15 protein-coding genes are annotated in these 13317 nt (G+C 46.1%); 13 read left to right on the forward strand and 2 right to left on the reverse strand.

Annotation, left to right across the window (positions count from 1 at the left end):
* Positions 1 to 40 precede the first annotated feature (40 nt).
* The 5 genes from ACZ42E_RS00240 (at position 41) to spoIIE (ending at position 4690) form a co-directional block, all read left to right on the forward strand.
* Positions 41 to 271 carry an RNA polymerase sigma factor gene (locus ACZ42E_RS00240; protein ID WP_464892467.1) on the forward strand — a complete coding sequence of 77 codons (231 nt, stop codon included), beginning with the start codon at positions 41 to 43 and terminating at the stop codon, positions 269 to 271.
* Entirely contained in the window at positions 261 to 539 is a 279-nt protein-coding gene (locus tag ACZ42E_RS00245; protein ID WP_464892468.1) for an FtsB family cell division protein, read from the forward strand. Before ACZ42E_RS00240 ends, ACZ42E_RS00245 begins: the two co-directional genes overlap by 11 nt.
* A gap of 106 nt (positions 540 to 645) precedes the next feature.
* Positions 646 to 1068, forward strand: a complete 423-nt coding sequence (locus ACZ42E_RS00250) for a S1 RNA-binding domain-containing protein (RefSeq protein WP_464892469.1) — start codon at positions 646 to 648, stop codon at positions 1066 to 1068.
* 59 nt (positions 1069 to 1127) lie between these two features.
* Complete coding sequence (locus ACZ42E_RS00255) at positions 1128 to 2000, forward strand: Ppx/GppA phosphatase family protein (RefSeq protein WP_464892470.1); 873 nt, start codon at positions 1128 to 1130, stop codon at positions 1998 to 2000.
* Between the two features lie 179 nt (positions 2001 to 2179).
* Entirely contained in the window at positions 2180 to 4690 is a 2511-nt protein-coding gene (gene spoIIE, locus ACZ42E_RS00260; protein WP_464892471.1) for a stage II sporulation protein E, read from the forward strand.
* 65 nt (positions 4691 to 4755) lie between these two features.
* On the opposite strand, the gene ACZ42E_RS00265 is transcribed toward spoIIE, so the two are convergent.
* Together ACZ42E_RS00265 and ACZ42E_RS00270 are read right to left on the reverse strand one after the other, a co-directional pair.
* Positions 4756 to 5175, reverse strand: a complete 420-nt coding sequence (locus tag ACZ42E_RS00265; RefSeq protein WP_464892472.1) for a PIN domain-containing protein — start codon at positions 5173 to 5175, stop codon at positions 4756 to 4758.
* Positions 5159 to 5386, reverse strand: coding sequence for a type II toxin-antitoxin system Phd/YefM family antitoxin (locus ACZ42E_RS00270; RefSeq protein WP_464892473.1), 228 nt, complete (start codon positions 5384 to 5386; stop codon positions 5159 to 5161). The genes ACZ42E_RS00265 and ACZ42E_RS00270 overlap by 17 nt, the downstream gene beginning before the upstream one ends.
* Before the next feature lie 149 nt (positions 5387 to 5535).
* On the opposite strand from ACZ42E_RS00270, the gene tilS reads away from it, so the two are divergent.
* The 8 genes from tilS (at position 5536) to ACZ42E_RS00310 (ending at position 13279) form a co-directional block, all read left to right on the forward strand.
* Complete coding sequence (gene tilS, locus ACZ42E_RS00275) at positions 5536 to 6909, forward strand: tRNA lysidine(34) synthetase TilS (RefSeq protein ID WP_464892474.1); 1374 nt, start codon at positions 5536 to 5538, stop codon at positions 6907 to 6909.
* Between the two features lie 96 nt (positions 6910 to 7005).
* The gene (gene ftsH / locus ACZ42E_RS00280; RefSeq protein WP_464892475.1) at positions 7006 to 8853 is read left to right on the forward strand and encodes an ATP-dependent zinc metalloprotease FtsH; all 1848 of its coding nucleotides are present in this window, start codon (positions 7006 to 7008) and stop codon (positions 8851 to 8853) included.
* Positions 8854 to 8941: 88 nt separating this feature from the next.
* The gene (gene ndk / locus ACZ42E_RS00285; RefSeq protein WP_464892476.1) at positions 8942 to 9388 is read left to right on the forward strand and encodes a nucleoside-diphosphate kinase; all 447 of its coding nucleotides are present in this window, start codon (positions 8942 to 8944) and stop codon (positions 9386 to 9388) included.
* Between the two features lie 172 nt (positions 9389 to 9560).
* A complete protein-coding gene (locus tag ACZ42E_RS00290) occupies positions 9561 to 10094 on the forward strand; it encodes an HD domain-containing protein (RefSeq protein ID WP_464892477.1) in 534 nt (177 codons plus the stop codon).
* A gap of 42 nt (positions 10095 to 10136) precedes the next feature.
* Positions 10137 to 11330: a dihydropteroate synthase gene (folP, locus tag ACZ42E_RS00295; protein WP_464892478.1), complete on the forward strand. Its 1194-nt coding sequence runs from the start codon at positions 10137 to 10139 to the stop codon at positions 11328 to 11330.
* The gene (folB, locus tag ACZ42E_RS00300) at positions 11323 to 11682 is read left to right on the forward strand and encodes a dihydroneopterin aldolase (RefSeq protein WP_464892479.1); all 360 of its coding nucleotides are present in this window, start codon (positions 11323 to 11325) and stop codon (positions 11680 to 11682) included. The genes folP and folB overlap by 8 nt, the downstream gene beginning before the upstream one ends.
* An 87-nt stretch (positions 11683 to 11769) precedes the next feature.
* Positions 11770 to 12282, forward strand: a complete 513-nt coding sequence (gene folK / locus ACZ42E_RS00305) for a 2-amino-4-hydroxy-6-hydroxymethyldihydropteridine diphosphokinase (RefSeq protein ID WP_464892480.1) — start codon at positions 11770 to 11772, stop codon at positions 12280 to 12282.
* Between the two features lie 97 nt (positions 12283 to 12379).
* Positions 12380 to 13279, forward strand: coding sequence for a Rossmann-like and DUF2520 domain-containing protein (locus tag ACZ42E_RS00310; protein ID WP_464892481.1), 900 nt, complete (start codon positions 12380 to 12382; stop codon positions 13277 to 13279).
* Positions 13280 to 13317: the final 38 nt, after the last annotated feature.

Raw genomic sequence — 13317 nt, forward strand, 5'->3', positions numbered from 1 at the left:
CCACAACTTGTGGAAAAAATGTGGATAGAGTGTTGAAGTCATGAAAATAGAAATCAGAGGGGTAGAAAAGCTCAGCTTCCGGGAAAGACAGGTAGTAGCCCTGAAGGAAATGGGAAAGAGCAATGCGGAAGTAGCTAAAATTTTGGGTATAAATGCGAGTACCGTAGCTACTTTGTATAACCGTGCCCGCAGCAAGGGATATGAAGTGGTGATAGTCCTTCCGGGAGATACTCTGGGTATTTTTGGTGGAGGAAAAGAAGATGAGGAATAGGGGAAAAGGCATATTTCTGAAAAGGCTTATCACAATAATGATGTGCATAGTTTTGATTGTTCCGGTTATAAGCAGGGCAAAGACCGTGTGGGAACTGGAAATAAGGAAAAAGGAACTGGAAGCCAAAAAAGCCCAGCTCCTCATAGAGAACAAAAGGCTTAGAGAGGAATACAAAGAGGCTACTTCCCTGGAAAATATCGAAAGGATTGCCCGGGAAAAACTGGGTATGGTTAAAGAAGGGGAAAAACCGCTGGTTTTTACGAGATAAACCGGGAAACTGATTGGGTTTGAGCTGTTTGGTGCAAAACAGTTGACTACTATCCCGCCATTTTATATTATTAACTTATACTATATGTAGGGGGAACTTAGTTTATATGCCAACTGAACAGACTAATATCGTTCCTGGCAGCATTCTCGAAGGAAAGGTCCAGGGAATCACTAATTTTGGCGCTTTTGTGGAACTGCCGGGAGGAGCAGTAGGACTTGTTCATATTTCAGAAATTGCTGACACCTATGTGAATGATGTCAAGGATTTTATCCGGGAGGGTGATGTGGTAAAGGTTAAGGTTCTGAATGTTGCCGGGAAAAAGATAGGGCTTTCTATCAAGCAGGCAGTAGAAAAAGAACCAGCTGCTGACCGGCCGAAAGGCAGGAGCAGCCAGGCTGCAGGCAAGAGCAGCGCTGAAACCCTGGATGAAAAGATAGCCAGGTTTTTAAAAGAAAGTGATGAAAGAATGCAGTCTTTGAAGCTTAAAAATGAGCCCAGGAGGCGAAACAGGCATTATAATGATAGATAACGAAAACACCCTTTTATAAGGGTGTTTTTTGATGGAAAATTTTAGAAAGGAGAAAAGAGATGCGCCTGGGAGCCATAGATGTGGGAACCAACTCCTGCCGGCTTTTAATTGCCGAAAAAAAGGAGGAAAAGCTGACTCCCCTGTGCCGGGGGCTTGAAACTACCAGATTGGGAGAAAACCTGCTTAAAACGGGAGAGATAGGAGAAAATGCCCTGGAACGCACCTGCAGGGCTTTAAATAAATTTAAAAAACTCCTTGCCGATTATGGAACCTGCCGCTACCGCGCAGTAGCCACCAGTGCCCTCAGGGAAGCGAAGAACAGGAAACAGGTTTTGGAGGCTGTTTTGCTTGCCTGCGGCATAGAGGTGGAAGTCATAACGGGAGAAGAAGAAGCCTATTTAAGCTACCTGGGGGTGGAAAAGGGCTTAAGCCTTGAACATCCTCCCCTGGTAGCTGACCTGGGGGGAGGCAGTACCGAATTTATACTGGGCAGAAGTTTTATGCTTTCTCTGCCTCTGGGAGCGGTGAGGGCTACCGAAGGGAATATGGATATTTCTATGATGAAAGAAGTTTTGAAGCCGCTTGTGAATACAGGGATTGATTTTTCTTTTTACCCTTTGGTGATGGTGGGAGGAACTGCTACTACCCTGGCTGCTATAAAGCTGAAACTTGAGGAGTATTCCCCTTCTCTGGTGCATGGACAGGTTTTGCATTATGAGGAGATTCTGGAAATATACAGGCTTTTAACTTCCCTTTCCCTGGAGGAGAGGAAAAAACTTCCCGGCCTGCAGCCGTCGCGTGCTGACATAATACCTAAAGGGGTGCAGGCGGTTCTGGCTATTATGGAAGTGCTGGGCAAAGACCGGATTATAGTAAGTGAAGCAGATTTGATGGAAGGCATGATATGGGAAATGCTGGAAGAACAGAAGTAAAACGGGGCATTTTTACATCTGCCCCGTCTTTTTTTGGCAGGTAGAGTAAAAATATCTTTATCTTCCCCTTTATTTGTATGAATTTTTGGGTAATAAAAATTATTTACCCCCCGATATTTACAAATTTTACCATAAGTTATAGCTATAATAAGGTTTAAGACACCAATAGGGGGGATAATATGTTAGACAGGATAGAAGTATATCCTTACCAGCGGCTGGCGGAACCTTCGCCATGGACTGGCCGCATGACAGGGAAAAAGAGGAGAAAAAAACCGGCTTACAGTTATCGTCAGGATAAAAGGGATTTCTTTTTTAAGGGGGACATTTTAAAAGATATAGACTGGGCAGGATTTCTGGCCAGGTTTTTTACGGGAGGCAATTTGCTTCTGGCACTCGGCGTTTTTCTTATGGCCCGGGCTTTTATCCTGGGGGAACTGCTTCCTTTTCTCTTTGCCTTTGCTGCTGTTTTCAGCCGTTATAAGAAGGAACAGGCCATAATAATCGGCATTTTGGGATCTCTGGGGCTTATGAGCGTTTTGGAGGGCACCTTTTTAGGCACCAATATTCTGGCTCTCCTGCTCCTTCTGGGGGTAATAAACTACCTTGCCATTCCGGAAGACAAATCCTGGTGGGCTCTCCCCTCCCTTACAGCAGCTGTACTGCTGGTTATAAAAAGCCTGCTTAATTTAATGACGGGTTTTTCATTTTATCAGGAAATGATAACCGTTTTTGAAGCCATGATCGCGGGTATTTTGGTATTTGTGTTTATGGTAGCCGATGATGCTTTAAGGCGCAAAAAGGATCTTACCGGTTTTACCTTTGAAGATATATGTGCCTTTCTGGTTCTGGGCATAGGGATAGTCATAGGTCTGGAAGAGGTAACAATAGCTGGCATTAGCATAGCTGCCGTAATCTGCCGGGTAGGCATCCTGCTGGCGGCTCTCCTGTGGGGGAGCGGGGCAGCTACCATGGTAGGGGTGATGACCGGGATAATACCTTCCATAGCTTCCAGTGTTTTTGCGCCTACCCTGGGAATGTATGCGGTATCAGGGCTTTTGGCCGGGCTTTTCAGAAGTTTTGGACGTTTAGGTATAATAATCGGTTTTATGCTGGGAACTTTGGCGCTTTCCATGTTTATACCGGAAACCAGGGCTGCTGTTTTGGGATTGTGGGAAACGGGGATAGCCTGCCTTATCTTCTTTTTACTGCCGTCTTCCATCAAGGAAAAACTGCCGGTACGGACTTTAGGCAGTATAAGTGTTGCTTTAAAGGATAAAGAAGCAGAAATGGTTGACATGGCTGTAAAAGAAGAGACGAAAAAGAAGATAGAAAACCTGGCTACAGTGTTTGAGGAGATGAGCAGCAGTTTTATGGTGGAAAGCAGCCTGAGGGAGCACAGCAATCCCAAGGCTTATCTGGAATATCTGTATGACCAGGTGGCCAATAATTTCTGCCGCAGCTGTTCAAGATATGACAGCTGCTGGGGTAAAGGATCTTATTCGGTTGCCGGCGACCTCCTTGATATATTTGCTTCTATAGAAGTCAATGGAAGCATAACCTATGAAGAATGTCCGGTGGAATTCAGGCGGCGCTGTATTTATGGACGGGAAATGCTTACTACCATAAACTATCTTTTCGATATCCTGCGCCTTAATGAGTACTGGCTGGAGAAGGTGGAGCAGACCAGGGAAATAGTTTCCCTGCAGCTTAAAGAAGTAGGCAATATAATAAGAAAAATGGCAGAGGAGTTTGAGGTAAAGACTACGGTAGATTTGGAACTTAAAAAATCTTTGCAGAAAGAGAGCAAAAAACTGGGGCTGGCTGTTAATGACATAACTCCTGTCAAGGTAGGGGAAAATAAACCGAAATTGAGAGTGGTGGCTAATGCGTGTCCGGACGGCAAAGAATGTGAAAGCAATGTGTCGGTCGTCCTCTCTTCCCTGATGGGGGAAAAAATGGAGGTAGCCTCGAAAAAGTGCCCTAAAATACCCGGAAAAGGAAGATGTGAATTTGTACTTGTCCCCAGCTGTACTTACAGGATAGTGAGCGGAGCTGCCCAGATAGGAAAAGAAGAAGTGTGTGGCGATACTTTTACCCTGGCTACACTGGAAGAAGGAAGAGAAGTGATTATTTTAAGCGACGGCATGGGCGTGGGAGAAAGGGCTTATGCAGAAAGCCAGGCGGCGGTAAGCCTTCTAAAGAGCTTGATAGGCAACGGCTTCAGCCAGGAGGTAGCTTTGAAAACGGTTAACTCGGTGCTTCTCATGCGCTCCAAACATGATTCTTTTGCTACTCTTGATATAGCTATGGTTGATCTTTACAATGCCCAGGCTGATTTTATAAAGACAGGAAGTGCCCCTACCTTTATAAAGCGCGGTGCCCGCATAGAGGTAATTGAGGCGGATACCCTGCCGGTGGGCATAATAGAGGATATCGAGGTGGAGAGCAAAAAAGTTGCCTTATGCCCTTATGACATGATTGTCATGGTCAGCGACGGGATTCTGGAAGCTTCAGGCAGCATGATAGAAGGGGAGAAATGGCTTAAAGGCCTGCTGTCTAAAATAACGGACAAAGATCCAAAGAAGGTGGCGGAAATGATACTCAACCAGGCCCTGACGATATGTGAAGGGAAGCCGCGGGATGACATGACGGTTATATGTTCTTATGTTGATCTCAACTTTGCCCACTAAAAAGAAAAAATAAAAAGGATGCCTTTATGTAAGCTGGCTTTATGCCAGCCGTTTTGTTAAAAATATTAATCCGGAAAGATTTTATTTATGAATTCACCGGGAGTTATGGCGGGTACTGGAGAATTGTTAAAGTGTTTGGCATTGCGGGTAATTATGAAGTCTGCTTCTATTTTTCTGGCACACAGTGCCAAAAGGGCGTCTTCATAATCCGGCAGAGGAAGCTTAAGGGCTTTCAAACAGTCGCGATGATCTACATTTACCGCGTATACGATTTGCAGCAGTTTGTAAATGGTGTCCCGTATCTGGGGCTCTGGCATATAGTGGCGGCGGGCGATATAATAGATATCAGTTACCATGTTAGAGGTTATATAAGCCTGGATTTTGTTTTCCGCAGCCAGCAACATTATTTTAATGGCCGGAGCTGCGAAAGGTTCCCTCTGGCCCAGAATGTCAAGGATTATATTAGTATCAAGCATTACCTTCATGCTTCCTGGACTTCTCCTCTCTGGAGTCTTCTTTTTTTACTGTTGCTGGCAGGATGCCTATAAGTGATTTGGCCAGGGCTACCTTGTCATCTTTTTCAGCGACCAGGCGGGCTACCGGTTTGCCGTTCCTGGTGATGATTATATCTTCTGTTTGGACCAGGGCCAGGTATTTGCCTATATTATTTTTGAATTCAGAAGAGGAAATAATCATTGGCCATCCTCCCTAAAAAAAGCTGTCTAATAATAATTATAGAAAGCAGGCCAAATATTACAATAAGCCACAGACATTTTTTGGAGAATTCTGATAATAAATTATAGCGGCAGTGTAGAAATATAAAAATTTTAGCGGTGGCGGTAACCATGATAAAAAAGGTGGAAAACTTTATAAAAAAAGAGAGCATGATTTCCCCGAACGACAAGGTAATCCTTGCCCTTTCCGGGGGGCCTGATTCCATGGCGCTCCTTGCGCTCCTCAAAGAGCTGGAGGATAAAATGGGGTTTACCGTTATAGCTGCCCATTTAAACCACGGCTTGAGGGAAGAGGCGGATGGAGAAGCCGCTTTTGTGGAGGATTACTGCAGCCAGCGGGGGATTCCCTGTTATGTGCGGAAAGTGAACATCAAAGAAGCTGCCAGAAGGGAAGGGAAAACCCTGGAAGAAGCGGGGAGAGAAGAGAGGTACCGGTTTTTCCGGGAGTTAAAGGAAGAGCTGGGAGCCCACCGTATAGCTACTGCCCACCACCAGGATGATCTGGCAGAAACCGTCCTCCACCATATCATAAGGGGAACCGGTATAAAGGGCCTTAGGGGAATTATGCCGGTAAACGGCGATTTGATAAGGCCCCTGCTTGTGGTTACGCGCAGGGAAATTGAGGAATATCTGGACATGCGGGGGATACCTTACTGTATCGATATGAGCAATTATGAACCGGTTTACCTGCGCAACCGGATAAGAAATGAACTTATACCCTATCTTAAAAGGGAATTCAATCCCCGGCTGGTAGAAAGCCTGTGCCAGCTGGCCGGCATAGCGCGCATGGAAAATGAAGTGCTGGAGCTGGAGGCTGAAAAATACTGGGAAAAGGTTTTGCGTTCCCGGGAAGAGGGAAAGCTGGTGCTGGATGTCCCATCCCTTACCCTTTTGCACCCTGCCTACCAGCACCGGCTGGTAATCAAGGCTCTAAAGGAGGTAAGAGGAGGAAAAGAAGGGGATATTAATCTAAAAGAGGTGGAAGATGTCCTTAACCTGCTTCAAAAAACCGGCTCTTCCCGGATTATACACCTGGCAGGGGGGGTAAAGGCCAATAAAGCCTATCAGGAATTGATAATAAGCACCCGGGAAGAAGAGAAGGCAGCCTATGCCTATCAGGTCAAAATCCCCGGCGAAATTTATATTCCCGAGCTTGATGAGGTGTATGTCTTCGAAGTTGCGGATATAGAGCGCATGGATAAGGAAGGGGCGGTAGCCTATCTTGACTATGGACGGCTTAAATTCCCGCTTTTTATCCGCAGCCGCAAGCCCGGGGATGTTTTCAGGCCGGCGGGGCTTAAAGGGAGCAAGAAAATCAAGGATTTTTTTATTGATGAAAAAATTCCCCTTTCCAGGCGGGATAAAATTCCCCTTTTGGCTGCAGGAGAAAAAATTTATGCTATACTAGGTATGAGAGTAGCCGAAGAAGCAGCAGTAAATCAGGATACCCAGAAAGTGCTAGTTATAAAAAAACGCGGAAAATGAGAAGAATAGTTAATAAATTAAAAAAATTGCAAAGGAAAAGCCGTTATGCTAAAATATGACGGAAATTTATATTGTTTGTAAAGGGGAGGAAATATTTTGGATAAGGCCCTCAAGAATATAGCAATATATGTGCTAATAGTTTTATTAGCCCTTTTTGCCATGAAGATGTATCCGGCACCGGAACAGCAGGCCAAAGAACTGACCGAAGTGGAATTTATAAAGCTGGTGCAGGAGGAAAAGGTAGCCAAGGCCAAAGTGGAAATAGATGACAATATATATAAAATTTCCGGCACCTTGAAGGACGGGACCAAGTTTACAGCCACCACCTCCAAGGAAAGCGGCATAGTTCCGCTCCTTCTGGAAAAGAAGGTGGATTATGACAGTGACGAGGTGCCTCCTCCTCCCTGGTGGATGTCGCTTCTGGGAACCATTCTTCCCATCATAATATTGATAGGATTTCTCATCTTTATCATGAATCAGACCCAGGGCGGGGGAAGCCGGGTTATGCAGTTTGGCCGCAGCCGGGCCCGGATGCTTACCAGCGAAGAGGTAAAAGTTACCTTTAATGATGTGGCCGGCGCTGACGAAGCCAAAGAGGAACTGCAGGAAGTGGTGGAATTTCTTAAGAATCCGCAGAAGTTTACCCGTATGGGGGCTAAAATACCGAAAGGGGTACTGCTTTTTGGAGCTCCGGGTACCGGAAAGACCTTGATGGCCAAGGCGGTAGCCGGGGAAGCGGGTGTTCCTTTCTTTTCCATAAGCGGTTCAGACTTTGTGGAAATGTTTGTCGGGGTAGGAGCAGCCAGGGTGCGGGATCTTTTTGAACAGGCCAAAAAGAATTCTCCCTGTATAGTTTTTATAGATGAGATAGATGCGGTAGGCCGTCAGAGGGGAGCAGGACTGGGGGGAGGACATGATGAAAGGGAACAGACCTTGAACCAGCTCCTGGTTGAGATGGACGGCTTCAGCACCAATGAAGGCATCATCGTTATGGCAGCCACCAACCGCCCGGATATACTGGACCCGGCCCTCTTAAGGCCCGGGCGCTTTGACCGGCATATCCTCATTGACCGTCCGGATGTAAAAGCCAGGGAAGCCATACTCAAGGTGCATGTCAGAAATAAACCCCTGGCTGAAGATGTTAACCTGGAGGTTCTGGCCAAGAGGACTCCCGGGTTTACCGGGGCTGACCTGGCTAATATGGTAAATGAGGCAGCCCTGCTGGCTGCCCGCAACAACAAGAACAAAATCGGCATGGAGGAGCTGGAAGAAGCTATTGAACGGGTAATAGCCGGGCCGGAAAAGAAAACCCGGGTAATTTCGGAAAAGGAGAAAAAGCTGGTGGCCTATCATGAAGCAGGACATGCCCTGGTAAGCTATTTCCTGCCCAATACGGATAAACTGCACAAGATCTCCATAATACCCCGGGGAAGGGCGGGAGGCTATACCCTTCTTTTGCCGGAGGAAGACCGCAACTATATTACCAAATCATATCTGCTGGATGAGGTGGCTACCCTCCTGGGAGGAAGGGTGGCGGAACAGCTGGTTCTTGAGGATATAAGCACCGGAGCCCAGAATGACCTGGAACGGGCCAGCAGTATAGTGAGAAAAATGATTACCGAGTATGGAATGTCAGAAGAGCTGGGGCCTTTAACTTTTGGGCAGAAGAGCGAGGAGGTTTTCCTGGGGCGCGATATATCCCAGCACCGCAACTATTCGGATGCCATTGCCTATGCTATTGATAAGGAAGCCAGCGCCATAATGGAAAGCTGCTACAGGAAGGCCGAAAATATCCTTAGAGAGCATATGGACAAACTGCACAAGGTAGCCAATAAATTGATGGAAGTAGAGACTATGGAAGCAGAAGAATTTGAAAGAATCATACGCGGCGAAGACGAAGACCCCGGGGAAGGGGAAAAGGCTTTTGAAGAAAGGGAAGAATAAAAGGTTTAGCGCTGGCTGCTGCTTATTAAAAATGCGGGACCAGCGCTGCTGGCAATAAAGATGAAAAGAGGAGGAGTAGAAGGAGACAATGGAAAGGACCTTCATCATGGTAAAACCTGACGGAGTGCAAAGGGGACTGGTAGGGGAAGTAATCTCCCGCATTGAGAAAAAAGGTTACAAAATCGCCGCTCTCAAGATGCTCAAGATTGATGAAGAGCTGGCCAGGAAGCATTATGCTGAACATATAGAAAAGCCCTTTTTTCCTGAACTGCTGGCTTTTATTACTTCAGGGCCCGCAGTAGCCATGGTGGTGGAAGGGGATGGCGCCATTGCCGGTATGCGCACCATGATGGGCAAAACTAACCCCAAAGAAGCTGCTCCAGGGACTATCAGGGGAGATTTCGGGGTAACGATGTCGCAGAATATAATACACGGATCTGACTCCCCCGAATCAGCCAGGAGGGAAATAAGCCTGTTTTTCAAGGACGAAGAGATTATAGATTATGCAAGAGAACTTGACAAATGGATTTTCTAAAATATACAGCCGGGCCAAAAGCCCGGCTGTTGGCTAAAGATATCAAGATTTAAGATGCATAAATTTATAACCGATGGGGAAATAAAAAATTGTTAAGGGGAAGGATTTTTACCGAAGTGGTTTAATATAATATAATACCCTTTTTTCAAGGTGTTAAAAATTTTATTACGGGGTGGATATATTGAGACGTATAGAACTACTGCTTAATGATCCTCTGTTTAACCAGCACATGCAGCGCAATGCGGAACTGGAAATAGAACCGCAGTTTTGCAAGCATGACATTCATCACCACATCGATGTGGCCCGTATAGCTTATATACTGGTTCTGGAACATAATGACCTCAACTATTTTGTGAAGGAAGCTGGCCTTACCGGGAAACTGGCAGCCAAGGAAGTAATATATGCAGCCGGGCTTTTGCACGATATAGCCAAATGGAAGGAATATGAGGCAGGTGCCGAGCATGCGTCTATCGGAGCCCGGATAGCCAGGGAAATACTGCCCAGGGTTTTCTTTAACCCGCATGAGGTTGATATAGTATGTCAGGCTGTGTATGAACACCGCAATATAAGCCGGGATATGAGTTTCCTGGGCGAGAGGATCCACAGGGCCGACAATCTTTCCCGGGTATGCGTGAAATGCGAACACCGCCTGGCATGTCCAAAAGTGAAGAACAAAGAGATTACGGTGACTACTTTCGAATATTAATATATTATGACGAAGTAAAAATATAGAAAAGGAGTAATAGACTTGCAGGGACATCGTGCTGTATTGATCAAAGACCGCGAAGAAGCCAGAAGGTTTATGGAAGAAATAGGGGTAGACCAGGCAGGATATGCCTATATGGAGCCCAAGGCGGTTTTCCGCTGTATAAAGCTTAAAAATATCCCCTGCCGCTCGGCTAACATCATCAAGCAGGAAATGCTCTCCAAAGGCGGGGAGGCGGCAGTAAAAAGGGATGCCTTATCTTCCGTAGGACATACGGATGTACTCCTTATGGGCACCCTTAAACAGTACCGGCTGCTTATTAAAAAACTAAAAGTGCAGCCTTTTGGACTTAAAGAGCTGGCAGAAGAGATAGAGGCTATTCTGCAGGGAGTAGATAAGACGAGTTTTACCATCGAACTGCACGGCGGAAAAAAACTGGAACTGGGACACCGTACCCTTATAATGGGAATACTTAATGTTACCCCGGATTCTTTTTCCGATGGAGGGAAGTATATTGACCCGGCCAAAGCGGTAAAAAGGGCTTTGGAAATGAAAGAGGAAGGGGCTGACATCATAGATATAGGAGGGGCTTCTTCCAGGCCTAATGCAGAGATAGCCTCGGAAGAAGAAGAAATGAAGCGGGTTTTGCCGGTTTTAAAGGAACTGGCCAAGGAAGACCTCATCATATCAGTAGATACCTTCCGGGGAAAAGTGGCTAAAGCCTGCCTGGATTTGGGAGCCCATATTATAAATGATATTGGCAGGTTTCAGATGGATCCTGACCTGCTTCCCGTCCTGGCTGAGTACAATGCGCCAGCCATCATCATGCACAACCGGATGCAGTTCAGGAGCGGCGAGCCTTACGAAGACCTGATTTCCGACATAATCCAGGAACTTAAGGAATCCATAAAACAGGCAGAAGAAAGAGGGTTAAAAAGAGAAAAGCTGATAATAGATCCAGGGATAGGATTTGGAAAAACCGTGGAACAGAACCGGCTTATAGTAAAAAGGCTTTGGGAGTTCAAAAGCCTGGGGCTGCCGATCCTTCTGGGGGCCTCCCGCAAGTCATTCATCGGACATACCCTTAATCTGGAGGTAAGTGAAAGGCTGGAAGGAAGCCTGGCGGTAGCTGCCATCGGCATCATGAATGGAGCTGATATTTTAAGGGTGCATGATGTAAAAGCTACCAAACGGGTGGCGATGATGACCGATGCGGTGGTGCGGGAAAATGGATAGGATAATTGCCAAAGGCCTGACTTTTAAGGCCTGTCATGGAGTCCTCCCGGAGGAAAAGGTTAATCCCCAGACCTTCAGGCTGGATCTGGTGATGTACAAGGATTTGAAAGAGGCGGGAAGGGAAGACGACCTTAAAAAGACCGTGAGCTATGCGGAAGTTTACCAGATAGTAAAAGGGATTGTAGAGGGGAAGTCTTTTGACCTGATTGAAGCCTTAGCCCAGAAGGTGGCTGATGAGGTGCTGGAAAACTTCCCGCTTGCTGCCGTTGAGGTCACGGTTTATAAGCCGGATGCCCCGGTAGATGGTGAATTTGACTATTTTGCAGTGCAGATTTACCGGGAAAAAGGTTAGAGTAAATTTTCTGAAAAAAATATGCAGTTAAAAAATATTTTTTATTAAAATAAATCTATATGCTAAATCAAAGGAAGCGTTTATAATATGAAAAAAAGAGTCTTGCTAGGGATAGGGACCAATTTAGGGGATAAAAAGGCAAATTTAAAAACGGCTATCAAAAACATAAAGGATATAGAAGGAGTAGAGATTGTAAGGATATCTTCATTTTATGTAACACCGCCGTGGGGAAAAGAAGACCAGGATGAGTTTTTAAACGGGGTAGTGGAGATAGAGACTGATATTCCCCCACTTGAGCTTTTAAGGGAACTGCAGGCGATAGAAATCAACATGGGCCGGGAACGCAAGGAGAAGTGGGGCCCTCGGAATATAGATATTGATATTCTCCTCTACGGAGAGGAAGTGATGGATTTAGAGGAGCTTAAAGTTCCTCATCCCTACATGCGTGAGAGGTTGTTTGTCCTGGTGCCCCTTAACGAAATAAGGCCGGATTTGGTTTTTCCTGATGATGGGGCAACTATCGGGGAGGTGTTGGCTAAAGCTTTAGAGGGCGGCAAAAAAGAAACGATAAAAAAACTGGATGATTCTCCCGCTATCTAGCATTGGTTTCAGGTATTCCGCTTGTATTTTAGAAAAAACAAGACGGTGATGAGGCGCAAAACAGAGGAGCCTGTTTTGCCATCAGGGGGGGTAATTTATGCGCAAAACGATCGGCATTATTGGAGCGGGAGTAGTAGGGACAGCAGTGGGAGCAGTCTTGAGCCAGCAGGGCTATGAGGTTACAGGCGTTTATGACATAAAGCCTGAAGCTACATGGCAGCTGGTGGAGAGGACTGGCTGTATTGCCCTAACTTCTCCGGAAGAAGTTTCACAGCTGGCAGATATCCTTTTTATAACTACCTCTGATTCGGCTATAAAAGGGGTAGTTGACCGTTTGGCTGACAACCGGGCTTTTTATGAAGAGCAGGTTGTAATCCACATGAGCGGGGCACAATCTTCGGAAATCCTGGATCGGGCTAAACCTTTTGGAGCCAAGGTTTTATCTATCCATCCCATCCAGTCATTTGCCAGTCCTGACCGGGCGATTGAGGTTTTACCTGGTTCGGTTTTCAGTATAGAAGGGGATAAGGATGCCTATGATGTGGCGGTCGATATCGTGGAAACCATGGACGGCGAGTATTTCTTCATAAGCAGGGAGGCCAAACCTCTCTATCATGCGGGAGCCTGTGTAGTGTCCAACTATCTGGTTACCCTGGTTGATTTTGGGGTAAAGCTTCTGGAAACGACCGGCATACCAAAAAATATGGCGGTAAAAGCGTTGATGCCCCTTATAAACGGGACCATTCACAATATTGAAAAAATAGGCATTCCCAAAGCCCTTACCGGGCCGATTGCCAGGGGAGATGTTTCTACTATCCTGCGCCATCTCAGCTGTATGGAGAAGGCTTTGCCTCACGAACTCATGAAGCTCTACAGCTGGCTGGGGTTTTTTACCGCAGAAATTGCGCTGGAAAAGGGAACTATTGATGAAAAAATCCTTGTGGAATTCCAGAACCTTTTCAGAAAAGAGCTTATGCGCGCGGTATCGACAGGATAGGGGCTGTGCTGCCTTTATAGAGACAGCATAGCGAAAAG

The organism is Thermosyntropha tengcongensis (genome assembly GCF_055381335.1).

Excerpts from the sequence above, each read along its gene's own strand:
- ACZ42E_RS00270 (WP_464892473.1), bottom strand. The coding sequence starts at position 5,386 with ATGATTATTTCCTCTTCTGAATTCAAAAATAATATAGGCAAATACCTG.
- ACZ42E_RS00250 (WP_464892469.1), top strand. The coding sequence starts at position 646 with ATGCCAACTGAACAGACTAATATCGTTCCTGGCAGCATTCTCGAAGGA.
- ACZ42E_RS00255 (WP_464892470.1), top strand. The coding sequence starts at position 1,128 with ATGCGCCTGGGAGCCATAGATGTGGGAACCAACTCCTGCCGGCTTTTA.
- ACZ42E_RS00310 (WP_464892481.1), top strand. The coding sequence starts at position 12,380 with ATGCGCAAAACGATCGGCATTATTGGAGCGGGAGTAGTAGGGACAGCA.
- ACZ42E_RS00245 (WP_464892468.1), top strand. The coding sequence starts at position 261 with ATGAGGAATAGGGGAAAAGGCATATTTCTGAAAAGGCTTATCACAATA.
- ACZ42E_RS00265 (WP_464892472.1), bottom strand. The coding sequence starts at position 5,175 with ATGAAGGTAATGCTTGATACTAATATAATCCTTGACATTCTGGGCCAG.
- ndk (WP_464892476.1), top strand. The coding sequence starts at position 8,942 with ATGGAAAGGACCTTCATCATGGTAAAACCTGACGGAGTGCAAAGGGGA.
- ACZ42E_RS00240 (WP_464892467.1), top strand. The coding sequence starts at position 41 with ATGAAAATAGAAATCAGAGGGGTAGAAAAGCTCAGCTTCCGGGAAAGA.
- tilS (WP_464892474.1), top strand. The coding sequence starts at position 5,536 with ATGATAAAAAAGGTGGAAAACTTTATAAAAAAAGAGAGCATGATTTCC.
- spoIIE (WP_464892471.1), top strand. The coding sequence starts at position 2,180 with ATGTTAGACAGGATAGAAGTATATCCTTACCAGCGGCTGGCGGAACCT.
- folK (WP_464892480.1), top strand. The coding sequence starts at position 11,770 with ATGAAAAAAAGAGTCTTGCTAGGGATAGGGACCAATTTAGGGGATAAA.
- folB (WP_464892479.1), top strand. The coding sequence starts at position 11,323 with ATGGATAGGATAATTGCCAAAGGCCTGACTTTTAAGGCCTGTCATGGA.